We start from the raw sequence: 16,295 nt of genomic DNA on the forward strand, positions 1-16,295 counted from the left end.
GGCGCCCGGTGCGGGCGCGGATAGGGTGCTCACAGCTGGTCTGTCCTGCCTCACAGGGGTCCGTTGTCGTGCTTCTTGGGGGTCGTACGTCGTCCGTCACGCTTGCCGCGCAGGGCGGCCAGGGAGTCGACAATGACCGTCCGGGTGTCCTCCGGGGCGATGACGGCGTCGATCTCCCCGATGGCCACCGCCTTGTCGGGGTTGATCACGGCCCGGGTGTACTCGTCCACCAGCCGCTCGTGCTCGGCGGCGGCAGCGGCCTCGCCCTGCTGGGCGCGCACGGCGGCCAGGGTGCGGCGGTGGATAATGCCCACGGCCCCCTGCGCCCCCAGGACCGCGATCTCGGCCCCGGGCCAGCAGAAGTTCAGGTCCGCGCCGATGGCCTTGGAGCCCATGACGATAAAGGCCCCGCCGTAGGCCTTGCGCAGGATGACGGTGACCAGGGGGACGGTGGCGGTGGCGTAGGCGTTAATGACCTTGGCGCCGCGGCGGATAATGCCCGCGTGCTCCTGGGCTGCGCCGGGACGGTAGCCGGGCACGTCCACGAAGGTGACCACCGGCAGGCCGAAGGCGTCGCAGAAGCGCACGAACCGGGCCAGCTTCTCGGAGGCGTCCACGTCCAGGGTCCCCGCGTCGTGGAGCGGCTGGTTGGCCACGACACCGGCCGGACGGCCCTCGAAGCAGACGAAGCCCACCACCACGTTGGGGGCGAAGTCCTCCTGGACCTGGACCAGCTCGCCGTGGTCGGCCACCGCGCAGACCACCTCCACCACGTCGTAGGGCTGCCGGGTGGAGGAGGGCACCAGCTCACCCACCTGCCGGGCGGAGGCCAGGTCCTCCTGGCGGTCGACGGCGTCGTAGTCGTAGGAGGGGGCCTCCTGCTCGGAGGAGGAGGGCAAGTAGGCCAGGACCGTGCGCACCTGGCTCAGGGCGTCGTCCTCGTTCTCGGCCACGTAGTGCACCACCCCGGAGACCGAGCCGTGGATGTCGGCCCCGCCCAGCTCCTCGGCGCTGATCTTCTCCCCGGTGGAGGCCAGCACCACGTCCGGGCCGGTGACGAACATGTGGGAGGCCTGCCGGGTGGCGATAATGTAGTCCGTCAGGGCCGGGGAGTAGACCGCCCCGCCCGCGCAGGGCCCCAGGATGACGCAGATCTGGGGCACCAGCCCGGAGGCCGCGCAGGTGCGGTTGAAGATCCGCCCGTACTGGCGCAGGGCCCCCACGCCCTCCTGGATCTTGGCCCCCCCGGAGTCGATCAGGCCGATAATCGGGATGCGCAGGCGCAGGGCGTCGTCCAGGAGGCGGACGATCTTGTCCCCCTCCACCGCGCCCAGGGCGCCCCCGGAGATGGAGAAGTCCTGGGAGTAGACGGCCACCTGGCGCCCGTCGACCTGCCCGAAGCCGGTGACGACGGCCGAGGGCCGGGCCCCCTCCCCCGCCCCGGACCCGGTGTAGCGGCCGATCTCCAGGAAGGAGCCGGGGTCCAGCAGGGAGTCAATGCGCTCGCGGGCGGTCTGCTTGCCCTTGGCGTGCTGGCGCTGGGCGGCGCGCTCCTCGGCGGCGGCGGCGACCTGGGCGGTGCGCTCGCGGAAGGCGGTGGTGGTCGCCGAGTCCGCCATGGTGGTCCCGCTCACGGGGGCTGCCCCGGCCTCGGCCCCGGCTGCGGGGGCGTGGGTGGTGGTCATGCTCGGGCCTCCTCAGGGTCCTCGCCGGTCAGTCGCACCAGCACGTCCCCGGCGCTGACCGTGCGCCCGGCCACCGCCTGGATGCTGGTCACGACGCCGTCGATCGGGGCGTGCACGTAGTTCTCCATCTTCATGGACTCCAGGACGATGAGCAGGTCGCCGGCCTGGACGCGGCGGCCCTCCTCCACGCAGACGCGGGTGACGATGGCCTGCATGGGGGCGATAATGAGCCCGGGCTCGGCCCCGGCCCCGGCGGCCCCGGGGCGCGCGGTGGCCCGGGCTCGGTCGCGCAGGGGCTGGACGCGACGGCGGTGCTCGGCGACGGTGGCGCGCGGGCCCGCCCCGCCCAGGATGCCGTCGGGGATGGTCAGCTGGACCCGCTGTCCGTTGACCTCGATGACGTAGGTGGAGCGGGTGCGCGCGGTGGGCGCGGGGGCGGCGGGTGCCTGGGAGCCGGCGGTCACCGGCCCGGCGGCCACGGCGGGGCCGGCCGCGTGGTCCCCCGCGGCCAGGTCGGGCAGGACGGTGTCCTCGATCCAGCGGGTGGTCACGCCCAGGCGCCCGTCGGCGGTGGGCCGGGTGAAGTCCGTACGGCCCAGGACGTCCTCGTGCAGGGCGGTGCACACGGTGACCCCCTCCACGAGGGTCTCGTACAGGGCCCGGCGGGCCCGCTCAATGGCCTGCTCCCGGCTGCTGCCGGTGACCACGATCTTGGCCAGCATGGGGTCGAAGAACGGGGTGACGACGTCGCCCTCCACGACCCCGGACTCAATACGGATCCCCGGGCCGGCGGGCCAGCGCAGGCGGGTGATGGCGCCCGTGCAGGGGGCCAGGCCCCGGGTGGCGTCCTCGCAGGTGATGCGCAGCTCGATGCTGTGGCCGCGGGGGGCGGGGATGGCGGGCAGGTGCCCCCCGGAGGCCAGGGTGAGCTGGACGGCCACCAGGTCGGTGCCGGTGACCTCCTCGGAGACGCAGTGCTCCACCTGGAGGCGGGGGTTGACCTCTAGGAAGTAGACCTCGCCGGTGGGGGTCAGGAGGAACTCGCAGGTGGCCACCCCCACGTAGTCCACGGCGTCCAGGAGCCTGTGGGAGCTGGAGACGAGCAGCTCCTCGACGCCCTCGGGCAGGAACGGGGCCGGGGCCTCCTCCAGGAGCTTCTGGTTGCGGCGCTGGAGGGAGCAGTCGCGGGTGGAGACCACGGCGAAGCCACCGTGGGCGTCGCGGGCGCACTGGGTCTCCACGTGGCGGGCGGCGGTGACGAACCGCTCCAGCAGCAGGGTGGCCCCGGCGGCCTGGGCGCCGACCAGGGCGTCGGTGGCCCGGGCCTGCGCCTCGTCGTGGAGCACGGTAATGCCGCGCCCGCCCCCGCCGTCGGTGCGCTTGAGGGCCACGGGCCAGCCGTGCTCGGCGGCGAAGGCCAGGACGGTGTCCACGTCCGTGACCGGCTCACTCAGGCCGGGCACGGGGGCGACCCCGGCCCGCAGGGCGGTGGCGCGGGCGCTCATCTTGTCCCCGAGGGCGTCCATGGCCTCAGGGGACGGCCCCACCCAGGTGATCCCGGCGTCAATGACGGCGCGGGCGAAGTCGGCGTCCTCGGAGAGGTAGCCGTAGCCGGGGTGGATCGCGTCGGCGCCGGTGGCCCGGGCCAGCTCCAGCACGGCGGCGGCGTTGTCGTACCGGGTGTCGGCGGGCAGGGCGTGGGCCTCGTCGGCGAGCTCGGCGGGCGGGGTGAGGATGTCGTCGGGGGTGTAGGGCAGGATCGAGGTCACGCCGAGGTCCCGCAGGGTGCGGACCACGCGCAGGGCGATCTCGCCGCGGTTGGCGATGAGGACGCGGTTGATGCTGGCCACTGGGCTCCTTCCGGGTTCCTGGGGGCGACGGCCCCGCTCCCACGGACCTTACGGTAGGGGCCCGGCGACGGGAAGCCCGACTGTGGAATCCTCACAAAGGGCGTCGGGCACCTTGAAACCGCTGCCGCCAGGACGGTGCTTCTCGCAGGATATCGCGGGTGTTGGAGAGGGGCACCAAAGCACCAGCACGATTTGGAGGAACCCACAGGCACTCAAGGCGGGGCCCGCCGCCCGCCACGCCGCGACCACGACGCCATCGCCCGAGGAGCCCGCGGGTGCTTGGGCGTCCATCGGCGTAGCACGCCGGGACCTGCTGCGTCAAGGCCTGAAGGGGGCAGGAAGTTGCCCTCTGATCACGTTACGGTAACGACGGCGCCGCTGGTAGCGTCCCCCGACATCGGCGGCCGAGCTGCCGACCACGTGTCCGAACCCGCCCCCACCAGGGAGTTTGTCCATGAGATTTCCGCCTACGTCACCACGGTCGCGCCTCGGGGTCGGCACGCGGGCAGTGGCCGTCGCCACCCTGCTGTGCCTGGCGGCCTGCGGGTCGACGCAGTCAGAGACCAGCGGCCCACAGGCCACGGGCCCGGGGGACACGCCCCAGGTGGACACGACGCCGTCCCCGACCCCGGCGCCCACCACCGCCGCGGCAGTGACCGGGCCCCTGACCACCGCGGACCACGTGTGGCACTACACCAATAAGAACGGGTACGGCTACGACCTGTCGATCGCCATGGGGGCCGCGGAGCACTACGTTCCCGGGATGGTGCTCAGTGACGCGCAGGACAGGAAGATCGGCTCGTCGTGCTCGATCGACCCCAGGACCGACGCCGTCATCCCCGTCCGGCTCACCGTCACCGCCACGACGTCGCAGTTCGACACGACCGTCTCCGTGCGCACGATCCTCACCGCCGTCAGCAGCGCCTCCTCCACGTCCAAGGTGGACTACCACGGCTCGGGGACCGCCCCCAAGCGTGACGACGACCGGGTCTCGGTGGAGAAGTACTACGCGGGCGGGCCGGAGTGCGCGCAGATGTCGAGCGTGAACACCTGGGGCTACGGGCAGCCGAAGGCGATCACCGTCAAGTGGGAGAAGCCCCTGTCCCCGGGGGACTCCATTAGCCACCGGTTCGTCATTGTCATTAAGGACTACTACTCGCCGGCCACCCCGGAGGGCGACTCGGCCTACCTGGAGGCCGTCGGCCTGCGCCCCATGATGGGCGGGGACATGTCCGACCAGGCCAATGTGTACTCCGAGCCCAAGGATGAGCTGGACGGCCGCTACAGCCGCACGGTGCTCTCCCTGAGCGGCCAGGTGGTCACCAACCCCAGCAGCCACTAGCGTCCCGGCGCCCGGTAGCACCCGGCGCACTGCCGTGGTCTGCCAGGCGCACCCCGGCGACGGTCCCGTCCCGGCGTCTGCCAGCGGGGACGTACCTTGGTCACCGGGGACGTACCTTAGAGGTACGTCCCCGTCGGCTAAGGTACGTCGTCGCTGGCTAGGGCACGTCGCCGGCACCAGCCCGCTAGCAGCTGACGTAGCCGTGGCGGTGGGCGGAGGCCAGGGCCCGCAGCTGGTCCACGGCGTCCAGGGCGTCGGACGCCCGGTAGACGGCGCTGCCGGCCACGAAGACGTCCGCCCCCGCCTCGGCGGCCCGGCCGATGGTCGTCGCGCTCACCCCGCCGTCGACCTGGATGCGCAGCTCCAGGCCCCGGCGCCCCACCATGCGCCGGGCCCGCTCGATCTTGGGCAGCATGGCATCGATAAAGGACTGCCCGCCGAACCCGGGCTCGACGGTCATGATCAGGAGCATGTCGAACTCCCCCAGCACGTCGGCCACCGCCTCCAGGGGGGTGGCCGGGCGCAGGGCGATCCCCGCCTGGCTGCCCAGGCGGTGCAGCTCGCGGGCCAGACGCACCGGCGCCGTGCTGGCCTCCAGGTGGGCGGTGACGGTGTGGCACCCGGCCTCCGCGTAGGCCGGGGCCCAGCGGTCGGCGGCCTCGATCATGAGGTGGGCGTCCACGGGCAGGGGGGTGTGGGCGAGCACGGCCTGGACCACGGGCAGGCCCCAGGACAGGTTGGGCACGAAGTGGTTGTCCATAACGTCCACGTGCACCCCGTCGGCCCCCGCCCGCCCGCTGGAGGGGTCGGCCGCCACCCGGTCCAGCTCACGGGCCAGGTGGGCGACGTCGCAGTTGAGGATGGAGGGGTGGATAGCAGGTTCCATGGGCTCTTTCCTGGTGGTGGGTGTCGGGACGGTGGTACGGGCCGGCGCGCGGTGGCCGGTCGGCGGGTGGCCGGTGCGGACTGTCGGGCAAGCGGCAGGTGGGCAGCTGGTGGCGACGTACCTTGGTCACCGGGGACGTACGTACCCGAGGACGTGCGCGAGGTGATGCGCCTGCGACGTACCTTGGTCACCGGGGACGTACCTCTAAGGTACGTCCCCGCCGACTAAGGCACGTTAGCAGTAACCGTGGCGGCGGGTCAGTGACGGCACAGCAGCGCGCAGAACATGGCGTCGGTACCGTCCAGGTGGGGCCAGAGCTGGAGCATCTGCTGCTCTGCCCCCGCCGGCGGCACCGGTGACACCCGGGCGGCCACCTCACCGGCGTGGAGAGGACTCGCCTCCACCCCCTTCCTGGCCAGGGCGGCCAGGGTGTCCTTGACCACGAGGCTGGTCTCCAGCAGGTGCGGGGAGCAGGTGGTGTAGGCCACTACCCCCCCGGGGCGTACGGCGAGCAGGGCGCTGGCCAGGAGGTCGCGCTGGAGGGCGGCGAGCTCGGTGACGTCACGGGGCTGACGGCGCCACCGGGCCTCCGGGCGCCGCCGCAACGAGCCCAGGCCCGAGCAGGGCACGTCCACGAGCACCCGGTCGTAGGCCCCCGGCTCCTGGCGTCCCGCCTCCCGGCCGTCGGCGCAGCGGACCTCCACGACCCGCTCGGGCAGGGCCCGTACGGCGGCGCGCACCAGGTCGCAGCGGTGAGGGGCGACCTCGTTGGCTACCAGGGTGGCGCCGCGCTGGGCGGCACGGGCCCCCAGCAGGGCCGCCTTGCCCCCGGGCCCGGCGCACAGGTCCAGCCAGCGCTCGTCACGCCCTTGAAGGGGGGCCTCGGAGAGCACCAGGGCCACGAGCTGGCTGCCCTCGTCCTCCACGCCCGCACGTGAGTCGCGCACCGCGGCGATACGCACCGGGTCCCCCCCTGCCAGGACGACGGCGCAGGGGCTGCGCTCCCCCCGCCGGGGCTCCTGGTGGCTGGCGTCCCAGGCGGCGGAGGCCAGCTCCTCGGGGGTGACCAGGCCCGGACGGGCGCACAGGGCCACCTCGGGCTCGGTGTTGTCGGCCTCCAGGAGGGCCTGGAGCTCACCGACGTCCCGCCCGTTGCCCAGGAGGGCCTGGCGCATGGCCCTGACCACCCAGGCCGGGTGGGAGTGGGTCCGGGCCAGGGCGCTCACCTCGTCGGGGGCGGCGGAGGCCACCCGCTCCAGCCACGACTCCAGGTCACCCTGGGCCACCCTCCGCAGGACGGCGTTGACGAAGGTGGCGGCGCCCCGGCCGGCGGCGTAGGAGGCCAGGTCCACGGTGGTGCTCACCGCGGCGTGGGTGGGCACGCGCATGCCCAGGAGCTGGTGGACCCCCAGGCGCAGCACGTCCAGGACCAGGGCGTCGACCTGGTCCAGGGGCCGGTTCGAGCACATGGCGATCACGGCGTCGTAGCGGCCCTGGAGGCGCAGCGTGCCGTAGGTCAGGGAGGTGGTGAAGGCGGCGTCACGCCGACCCGCCCGCGCCTGGTCCAGCATGGGCGGCAGGACCAGGTTGGCGTAGGCGTCGTCCTGACGGACCCGCTCCAGGGCCCTGAGGGCCAGGATCCGGGGGGTGTCGGGCTCACCGGGGCGCCCCGGGGCACGCCCCGACGAGGTACGGCCGCGGTCCCGGCCGTCATACCGGCCCTGGCCGCGGCCCCAGTGGCCCAGCTGGCTACGACCGTCGCCACCGGGGCGATCCCCGTCCCGGCTGCCGCCGTCGTAGCGATTCCGGCCCCGGTCATCGTCCTGGTCCCGGCCGCGGGCCCAGTGGCCGTCACCATGACCTGTGCCGTCGTAGTGGCCGGGGCGACCCCGACCCTGGTCCCAGCGTTCCCCGTTATAGCGGTCCTGGCTGCGGCCGCCACCGTCGTATCGGCCGCGGCCCCGGTCCCTGTCGTCGTAGCCTCCCTGGTCCTGGCGGCCACTGTCCCGACGGCTCTCACCGCGGTCCCGGCCCTCATCCCGGTCCCGGCCCCGGCCTCCATGGCCCAGCTGGCTACGACCGTCGCCACCGGGGCGGTCCCCGTCCCGGCTGCCGCCGTCGTAGCGGCCCCGGTCCCGGCCGTCGTCCCGGTCCCGGCCCTGCCAGCCGTGGCTGCCGGTCATGAGCGCTCCTCCCCGGTGGTGGCGTCATCCTGGCCCAGCCGCTCTCCCGGCCCGGGGCGCGCGCCCCGGGCCCAGGCGTCGGCCGCCATCCAGGAGCGTCCGGCCGGGGCGACCTGCCCCAGGCGCAGGGCGTGCGAGCCGGTCCCCACCAGGACCTCGTGGCGGGAGGGGCGCAGCTCGCCGGGGGCCAGGTCGGTGACCTCGGGGACCAGGGCCAAGGGGCCTAGGCGCAGGCGGACGCCGCGCCAGGTGGTGTGCGCCCCCGGGGAGGGGGTGACGCCCCGGACCCGCCGTTCCAGCGCGAGGGCCGGGTCCTGCCACCGCAGCAGGCCGTCGGCGGTGGTGAGCAGCGGGGCGAGGGTGGCCGCGGCGTCGTCCTGGGTCTCGGGACGCACGCTGCCGTCGGCGACGGTCCCCAGGGTGGTCAGGAGCAGACCCGCACCGGCGGCGGCCAGGCGCTCCAGGAGGTCACCGCTGGTGTCGGTGGAGCGGACGGCCTCGGTCAGGCGCGCGTAGACGGGACCGGTGTCCAGGCCCTCCTCAAGCTTGAACACGCAGGCCCCGGTGACGTCGTCGCCCGCGATAAGGGCCCGCTGGACGGGGGCGGCCCCGCGCCAGGCGGGCAGGAGGGAGAAGTGCAGGTTGAGCCAGCCGTGGACAGGCACCTCCAGCAGGCTGACGGGCACGATCCGCCCGTAGGCCACGACGACGGCGACGTCGGCCTCCAGGGAGCGGATCCAGTCCTGGACCTCCACCTGGCGCAGGGTGGCGGGGGTGCGTACCTCGAGCCCGGCCGGGCGGGCCAGGGCGGCCACGGGTGAGGGGTGGAGGCCCCGGCCCCGGCCCCGGCGCGCGTCGGCCCGGGTCAGGACCCCTACCACCTCGTGCTCCGGGCTGTCCATGAGGGCCGTCAGGGCGGGTAGGGCGACCTCAGGGGTCCCGGCGAAGAGCACACGCATACCCGTCAGTCTACGGGGACCGGCAGGACAGCACGACGTCACCCCCGCCGCGCCCCCTCGCCCCTCGCGCTCCCCTCGCGCTCCCCTCGCGAGAACGGTACTTATTCGCCGTGAGAACGGTACTTGTTGCTCGTGAGAACGGTACTTGTTCCTCGTGAGAACGGGGGCCGCTCCGGTGGCCCGGGTGTAGACGCCCCCTGTCGCAGGGTCGCCTGCCGTGAGGACGGGGTTGCCCAGAGGGCTCGCCGGGGTCTGTGACGTCTCCGACAGGCATGGGAATCCATGCGATCTTCCGATTGCTCGCGGGTCGCCTGACGATCTCGGGATCCTGCTTTGACGCAGCCTGGCTTAAGGTCGGACCCACTCCGCCCTACCTTTTGTAGCAATGAATGCCCACGCAGGTCAGGGGCATGACCTCGGCGCGGCCAAGGACGGCCCCGGCGGAGATCGCGCTGCGTCGGGCCCCGATGCGGCCGAGGACGGCCCCGGCCCTGAGCCTCAGACTGCGTCAAAAGCAGGTCTGCGGACCGACAGTTTTGCACGAGTTCTTGCAGATCGCACAGGTTCTTGTGTCGGCTCCCCACCTGCCCCTGAGATACCTGCGTGATTCCGTAGGCCCCGACGGAGCCTCCTACAAGAACTCGTGCAGTCCAGAGGTCGCACCACGTGACCGTTCCGCGACTCGCCCGTTCTCACGAGGAACAAGTACCGTTCTCACGAGGAACAAGTACCGTTCTCACGGCGAATAAGTACCGTTCTCGCGAGAGGGAGGTGGGTCAGGGGCGCGGGAGGAGGCCGCGCTCAATGAGGTCGGCCCGCAGGCGGCCGGCGCCGGTGAAGTGGTGAGTCCGGAGCCCCACCGCCCGGGCGCCCCTGATATTGGCCGGTGAGTCGTCCACGAAGAGGGTGAAGGCGGCTATGAGGCCGTAGCGCTCCAGGAGCCGGCGGAAGATCACCGGTGAGGGCTTGACCTGGCGCTCCTGCCCGGAGACCATCAGGCCGCGAAAGCGCTCCAGCTGGGGCACCATGGCGCGGGCGGCCGGGAAGGTGGGGGCGTCGAAGTTGCTCAGCAGGTACAGGGGGACCCCGGCGGCCAGGAGGTCGTCCACGACGCCCAGGGTCCCGGGTACGGGACCGGTCAGGGAGTCAGGGAAGTTCGCCCGGTAGGTGGACAGGATCTCCACCCAGTCGGGACGCCGGGGGTGGGTGGCCGCCAGGTCCGCGAGAATGTCCTCAAACGGCTCACCCAGGTCGCTACGGGCATTGAGGGCGTCAAAGTCCGCGCCCTGGCAGAACTCGTCCCAGTCGGCCTGGCTCACCCGCCCGGCCACGGCCGCCATGGCCTCCCAGGCCACCAGGACGTTGCCGTAGTCCAGGACGACGGCACTCACCCGTGTATCCGTGGTAGGGCTCATGGGCCTATTGTGCCCGACAACCCCCGGCAACGCACCGGTTCCCGGTGCACCGACCAGCCCCCTGCCACCGAGGCCGCGCGGGCCTGGCCAGGTTGGCCCTCAGCGCACTGGCCTCAGCGCACCAGCCTGCCACTGTCGGCCCCGCAGGCCGGACCGTCTCAGCGGTCACCACCGGCCAGCCCGACCCGGGGCCCAATCCCCCGGCCCGGGCCGTCCCCGAGCAGGTGCGGCCGCTAAGCACGCACCCGGTCCCGCCACGCACCACGAGGGCGCGTGACGGGACCGGGTGGACAAGGGCCTCAGTCCGTGTGGCTCGACGGCCGCCTGCGGGACAGGGGCGCTCGGGCCGCCAGATGACGACGCCAGGCCTGCGGGACAGGACCGGGAGGGGCCTCAGGTCTGGGGGACGAGCACGTCCTTACCATCCTGCCTGACCACGTTGAGGGTCGCACCGCGCGGGACCGTGCCGGTGGTCGTCGCCGAGGACTCCACGCTGGTCTGGTAGTAGACGGCGGAGCCACGGCGCAGCGCCACCGTGTCCTTCCCGTCGCCGTCCCAGTCACCGACGTAGATCTCGTCGCTGGCACGCCCGATGGACACCGAGGCCACCGGCGCGGCCAGGGCCGTGTTGTCGTTGTAGAACACCACGCGGGTGCCCACGCGGACGGCCCAGGACCTCACCCCGTCGCCGTCCCAGTCGCCCAGGAACACGGTGCCCTTGGCGGCCGCCTCCACGGTGGCCACGAAGATGGGCTTGGTGGGATTCTCCGGGTTCGGGCCGGGCGTGGGACCAGGAGTTGGCCCAGGAGTGGGCCCGGGCGTGGGACCAGGAGTTGGGCCGGGCGTCGGCTCGGGGGACGGCGTGGGCCCGGGCTCCGGGGTCGGCTCAGTGGTGGGCGCCGGCGTCGGGCTGGGCCCGGGCGTCGGCCCTGACGTCGGCTCGGGGGACGGCGTGGGCCCGGGCTCCGGGGTGTCACCGCCCGGCCGGGCGGGGGTGGACAGGCCCAGCCGCGCGTTGGCGGTGGCCGAGGTGCAGGCCTGGGGCACCGGGCTGGCTGTGCAGTCCACGCCGAGCAGGTCGTTGTCGGCGACCCGTTCCACCCTGACCAGGCGCAGGTTGTCCACCAGGACCGGGGCGGAGCCGTCACCAGCGGTGACGCTCAGGGTCACCGCGGTGCGGTCCTGGCCCACCGTGAAGCGCACCGGCACCCGCTGGAAGTAGGTGCCGTGCTTCTGGTCGGCCGCCACCCAGTTGGCCGCCGAGGTCGTGGAGATCCGGGTGGTCACGGTCCCGGTGACCGCACCGGCGTCGCTGGCCGTCCTCACCCCCAGGTAGTCCTGGCCCACCAGGCCCGGCGCGGCGGTGTCGGTGACCACGCCGTTGGGGTCGGGCTGCGCGGGCGGATCCGAGGGTGTCGAGGGGTCCGGCGGGGTGGGCGCGGGGGTGGCCGTACCGGTCAGCGGGGCGATCTCGGCGATCGTCAGCAGGCCGTCGGGCTCGGTGGGCTTGGTCTTGTAGGTGGAGGTGACCACGAGCCTGACGAGCTTGGCGCTGGCCGGGGTCGGGAAGACGATCCGCTGCTCGTCCCCGGTGTCCCTCAGGGTGCCGGAGGCCACCAGCTGGTTGACGTTCGCGGCGTCCTGGCCCACGTAGACCTGGTAGTCCCGGACGCGCCCGTTGGACTGGGAGGCCCGGCCGGTGACCGACAGCCCGGAGACGCTGGTGGGCTCCACGGCCGTGGGGTCGTCCCCCTGGTAGAGGGACATGAGGACCTCGGAGGGGTGCGGGGTCGGGTTGACCCAGTCCTTGTCGTAGAAGGTGGCCGGGTTCCCGTCGATCATGTTGCTGACCGGGTTGCTGGCGTAGGCCTCCGGCGCGCTGACCGTCAGGGGGCCCGTGTAGGGGCTCAGCCCGTCACCGGGCGGGGTGGTGCCCCCTGATCCCCCCGAGCCGCCCCCGTCCAGGGTGGCGGTGCCGCAGGCCACCCTGGCGTCGGCCCAGTCGGCGTGGTCGTTGCCGTTGCCGTCCCCGCCGTCGCCGACGACCAGGCGGATGGTCCGCATCCCGGTGACGTCGCCGCTGACCTGCTGACCGGCCTGGCCCCCGCGCAGGACCGCGGTCTGGGGAACCACCCGGCTCCAGTTCTCGCCGTCAGCGGTCCCCCACACGGTGAAGGTCACACTGCCGCGCGACGACTGGGTGGAGTCCACCCCGACGACGGCGCTGAAGCTGTGGCACTGGCCGCCCAGGTCGAAGCCGACGTCGGAGAGGGCGTGGGCCCCCAGGCCCTTGCTGTACCTCACCCCGCCGATGGTCAGGGGGGTCCCGTCGCCCTGCCCCTGCTCACCGTTCTCCTGGTCGCGCTCCACCGGGCCCCAGCCGTTGCCGTTGTAGTCCGGGTTAATGGGCAGGTCCGAGAGGTAGTTGACGGCGTCGGCCTTCAGCCCGCCCAGGGGGGTCACCTCGGTGCTGGCGGTGGCCTGGCGCTGGGCGCCGTCCAGCTCGTAGGTCACGGTCTCGGTCAGGCGCGCGGCGGTGCCCGCAGCCGAGTGCGGGGCGGTCACGCGCCAGGCGGGCGACAGGGTCTCACCGGGGGCGAGGCTGGCGGCGCTAGTGGAGCCCAGGGGCTCCACGCTCCAGCCCTCGGGGGCGGTGAGGGTGGCCGTCACGTTGGTGACGGTGCCGCTCTCGGCGTTGCTGACGGTGGAGCGGACGGTCCCGGCCTGGCCGGTGACCAGGGCGCCCTCCACGCTCAGCTGCGGGGTCATGCAGGAGGGCTGGGTCTGTGCGACCCCCAGGTCCTCGACCCGGAAGTTGTCCAGTGAGAAGTCGACCTGCTCGCCGCCCCCCTGGTTCTTGTACAGGCCCACGAAGTACTCCCCGCAGGCGCCCGCCGTGAGCTCCTCGGTGAAGTGGGTGGGGGTGGTCTGCTGCGGGATGTCGGTGGTGTCCAGGTAGGTGTCCACCGGCTCGGTCGCACCCAGGGTGGTGTACCCGGTCACCCAGCTGTAGGCGCCCGCGTCCGTGCTCTCGTAGTCGAAGGAGACGCGGTAGCGGTGCCCGGCCTGGAGCGGCACGGTCTGGGGGACGGTGCGGTAGACCAGGCCCTGGTTCTCCGAGTGGGCCTTGAGGCTCCAGTGCCCGGCGACCACGTCGTCAGTGACCTTGACCCTGCCGTTGGGCGCCGTCCAGCCCCTCTGGGTGTAGGGGGCGTTGAGCGGGGCCAGGACGGTGCGCGGGTCGGTCGAGCCCCCGGCGTTGCCCTTGACGAAGGGCCCCCAGCCCTCGGTGACGTGCTCGAAGTCCTCGAACACGGTGGTCACCGGGCTGGTGGGGGTGGCGGAGGAGGTGTCGGCACCGGGCTGGTTGCCGGTGCCCGCCACGCCCTGGCCGCTGACGGAGACGGACACGTCCCGGCTGGCGGTACCGTGTCCGACCTCCGTCCAGGCGCTGGCCTCGTAGGTGCCCTTGTCCAGGGTCACCTGCTGGCCCAGGGAGCCCGCGCCGGCGTCAATGGCGGCCACGGGGTCGCCCTGGGCGTCCTTGGTGGCGCTCACCGCGCCGGTGGTGGTGTAGGCGTCCAGGCCGGCGTTGAAGCCGGGGTCGGACAGGACCGTCCCGGCCCCCCAGCTGGGCTGGGGCGTGGTGGCGGGGGTGGAGGCGGGGTAGAGGACGAAGGCCGTGGAGGCGTACTGCCCGGCCTCGATACCGTCGTAGGCCGAGGCGGGGATGGTCACGGTGCCGTTGGTGACGGGCAGGTCGGCGACCTTGACCCTGCCGGAGTCGGTCAGGCGGTACAGGGCCAGGGAGGTCTGGTCCTTGTAGCTGTTGGTCAGGGTCCAGGTGGACTCCCCGCCCGCGGGGTTGTAGTAGTACAGGCGGGGGCTGCCCTGGGAGCTGCCGTTGTCCGCCCAGGGCAGCAGGTAGGAGGAGCCGGACAGGACCTGGGCGCCGTCGTAGGTGATCGAGCGTGTCGCGGCCATGTCCGCGGCAATGGTGGAGGCGGCGGCGTCACCGTTGGTCAGGTTGGTGTACGACGTCGTACCCGAGGCGACCGCGCCGTTGGCCAGGGTGTAGGTGTAGGTGGTGCCCCTCTCCCCCGGGGTGGAGGACTGGCTCATAATGCGGCTGGCCTGGAGGAACTTCACCGGCAGGTTGTTGCCCCAGACGTTGGCGTAGAAGGCCTTCTGGTCCTGGTGTCCCGTCCACCCCTCGAACTCCACGATCTGGGGGTAGCCCAGGGCCACGTTGGGGTTCCAGTTGTCCTTGTTGGCGTTGTCGATAAAGCGGATGATCTCGGAGTTCAGGCCCTTGAGCTTGGAGCCGCCGTAGCGCTCGTCGTTGGACCAGTGGGACCAGGTGGAGAAGCGCTCGAACTTGTCCGCCCACTCGCTGCCGACCTCCCAGCCCTGCTGGTTGAGGTCGCGGCCCAGGCGGTCGGCCAGCCACCCGGAGCTGTAGTAGACGTCAATGTAGATCCAGCGGAAGCTGGGGTACTGGGCCAGGGGGAACTGGTCACGCAGCTCCTGGAAGCGCTGGGTCACCTTGCCGCTGCCCAGGTCGTCGCGCTGGTTAATGTAGTAGGAGGGGCCCAGCCAGTCCCAGCCCTTGGAGCCGGTGAAGGCCAGGGAGCCGAACTGCTCGGCGTCGGGGTAGGCCTCGGTGGTATTGACGTGGACCCCGTAGATGGAGTTGCAGTCCCGGGTGGTATCGAAGAGGGTCTTCATGTCCCTCTCCCCGCCAGCGCGCTCGTTAATGTTGTTGCCGTAGTCCGGGTGGGCCGAGTCGTGGCCCTCGGAGGCGTATCCCTTGAGCATGACGCGCTGGCCCAGGCCGTCGGTGGCCAGGCAGACGCGCCTGACGTCGTCGGCGGTACGCAGGAAGGGGTGGGTGGCCTGGGAGGCGAAGTTGAAGGGGATGTGGGTGACGACCCACTTGTGGTTGTCCGCGGCACCGTTCACGCTCTCGGCGATGTCCGCGTAGGCGACGGCGCCGTCCTGCCAGTCCACGCTGCCCGAGCGGTTGGCGTCGGAGGTGAACACGAAGGTGGCGTAGGGCCTGGGCTCGTCGCCGACGGCGTCGGTGGCGGCCGTGGAGCGGTAGGTCCACTGCCCGGCCTGGACGGTCAGGGCCCGGCCGGTGCCGTCGTCGCCAGTCCCCACCACCTGGCGGGTCCACCGGCTGTTGTTCATGCTGGTGGCCCCGCTGGGCTGGTCGGGGGTCGCGTTGGTCTCCATGCCGACGGCGACCTCGGCGGTGTTGACCAGGAGGTAGGCCGACCCGACGGCGGAGGCGTCCGTGGGGGTGTCAGCGGTCACGGTGCCGTAGGCGTCCTGGACCCCGGCCCGGGGGTTGTCGGCGGTGGCGCCCCGGGCCACGCCCGTGGTGGCGGCGGCAAAGGCGGCGCCGGCGTCGTCGGAGGAGACCGACACCAGGGACTGCCCGGGGATCTCCACCGTGTGGCCCCCGGTGAGGCTGGTGATCCGGAAGGTCAGGGTCGGCCGGATGGCCCCGGCGGTTCCGTCGGCCTGCGAGGTGACGGTGTCCACCGAGATCTCCGCGGTGAGGTCGACTCCTCCGTCCAGGGTGACGTCGTAGCGCACCGCGGTCGGCGTCGTGCGGTAGGCCTTGACGTCGGTGACCTGGTGGGCGGTGTCGTCGACCAGGACGCTGGTGACCGTCGAGACGCGCCCGCCCAGGTGGCTCCCGCCGACCTCGTAGCCGGTGACCTGGGGGAAGTCCGTCGCCAGGGTGGCCGTCAGGCCGGGGACGGACAGGTCGACGGTACCGGTCAGGGCGGTGGCCGGCTCCGCGGCGGCGCGCGCGCCCAGGGGTAGGCCCAGGACGAGGGCTCCCAGGAGTGCCAGGGCTCGCGGGCCTCGACCTCGGACGTGGAGAGATGGTCGTTTCATGGGGGCTCCTTCGCCTTCATGCTCGACAGGGGATCGTGTCACGATCGTATCTCTCCCAGCGG

Annotated in this window: 8 protein-coding genes; 1 reads left to right on the top strand and 7 read right to left on the bottom strand. The window is 72.7% G+C overall.

From position 1 onward, the window contains the following. Positions 1-50 precede the first annotated feature (50 nt). Together C3V41_RS03490 and C3V41_RS03495 are read right to left on the bottom strand one after the other, a co-directional pair. A complete protein-coding gene (locus C3V41_RS03490; protein WP_441299720.1) occupies positions 51-1,619 on the bottom strand; it encodes an acyl-CoA carboxylase subunit beta in 1,569 nt (522 codons plus the stop codon). Between the two features lie 62 nt (positions 1,620-1,681). Next, the gene (locus tag C3V41_RS03495; RefSeq protein ID WP_106109120.1) at positions 1,682-3,535 is read right to left on the bottom strand and encodes an acetyl/propionyl/methylcrotonyl-CoA carboxylase subunit alpha; all 1,854 of its coding nucleotides are present in this window, start codon (positions 3,533-3,535) and stop codon (positions 1,682-1,684) included. A 454-nt stretch (positions 3,536-3,989) separates the two neighbouring features. Here C3V41_RS03495 and C3V41_RS03500 point away from each other — a divergent pair, with 454 nt between their 5' ends. After that, complete coding sequence (locus C3V41_RS03500) at positions 3,990-4,877, top strand: hypothetical protein (protein WP_129591469.1); 888 nt, start codon at positions 3,990-3,992, stop codon at positions 4,875-4,877. A 184-nt stretch (positions 4,878-5,061) separates the two neighbouring features. Here C3V41_RS03500 and rpe read toward each other — a convergent pair whose 3' ends face one another. The 5 genes from rpe to C3V41_RS03525 form a co-directional block, all read right to left on the bottom strand. Then, complete coding sequence (gene rpe, locus C3V41_RS03505) at positions 5,062-5,763, bottom strand: ribulose-phosphate 3-epimerase (protein WP_106109122.1); 702 nt, start codon at positions 5,761-5,763, stop codon at positions 5,062-5,064. 257 nt (positions 5,764-6,020) lie between these two features. Next, positions 6,021-7,400, bottom strand: a complete 1,380-nt coding sequence (locus C3V41_RS03510) for an RsmB/NOP family class I SAM-dependent RNA methyltransferase (RefSeq protein WP_106110640.1) — start codon at positions 7,398-7,400, stop codon at positions 6,021-6,023. Positions 7,401-7,942: 542 nt separating this feature from the next. Beyond that, positions 7,943-8,905: a methionyl-tRNA formyltransferase gene (gene fmt, locus C3V41_RS03515; protein ID WP_106109123.1), complete on the bottom strand. Its 963-nt coding sequence runs from the start codon at positions 8,903-8,905 to the stop codon at positions 7,943-7,945. 776 nt (positions 8,906-9,681) lie between these two features. Beyond that, entirely contained in the window at positions 9,682-10,320 is a 639-nt protein-coding gene (locus C3V41_RS03520; RefSeq protein ID WP_106109124.1) for an HAD family hydrolase, read from the bottom strand. Positions 10,321-10,713: 393 nt separating this feature from the next. After that, positions 10,714-16,233, bottom strand: a complete 5,520-nt coding sequence (locus C3V41_RS03525) for an endo-alpha-N-acetylgalactosaminidase family protein (RefSeq protein WP_106109125.1) — start codon at positions 16,231-16,233, stop codon at positions 10,714-10,716. Positions 16,234-16,295: the final 62 nt, after the last annotated feature.

This window comes from Actinomyces sp. oral taxon 897, from assembly GCF_002999235.1.
Taxonomy (GTDB): domain Bacteria; phylum Actinomycetota; class Actinomycetes; order Actinomycetales; family Actinomycetaceae; genus Actinomyces.

Bases quoted from the DNA above. Each gene is read 5' to 3' on its own strand.
- C3V41_RS03490 (WP_441299720.1), bottom strand. From the start codon at position 1,619: ATGGCGGACTCGGCGACCACCACCGCCTTCCGCGAGCGCACCGCCCAG.
- C3V41_RS03500 (WP_129591469.1), top strand. From the start codon at position 3,990: ATGAGATTTCCGCCTACGTCACCACGGTCGCGCCTCGGGGTCGGCACG.
- rpe (WP_106109122.1), bottom strand. From the start codon at position 5,763: ATGGAACCTGCTATCCACCCCTCCATCCTCAACTGCGACGTCGCCCAC.
- fmt (WP_106109123.1), bottom strand. From the start codon at position 8,905: ATGCGTGTGCTCTTCGCCGGGACCCCTGAGGTCGCCCTACCCGCCCTG.
- C3V41_RS03520 (WP_106109124.1), bottom strand. From the start codon at position 10,320: ATGAGCCCTACCACGGATACACGGGTGAGTGCCGTCGTCCTGGACTAC.
- C3V41_RS03525 (WP_106109125.1), bottom strand. From the start codon at position 16,233: ATGAAACGACCATCTCTCCACGTCCGAGGTCGAGGCCCGCGAGCCCTG.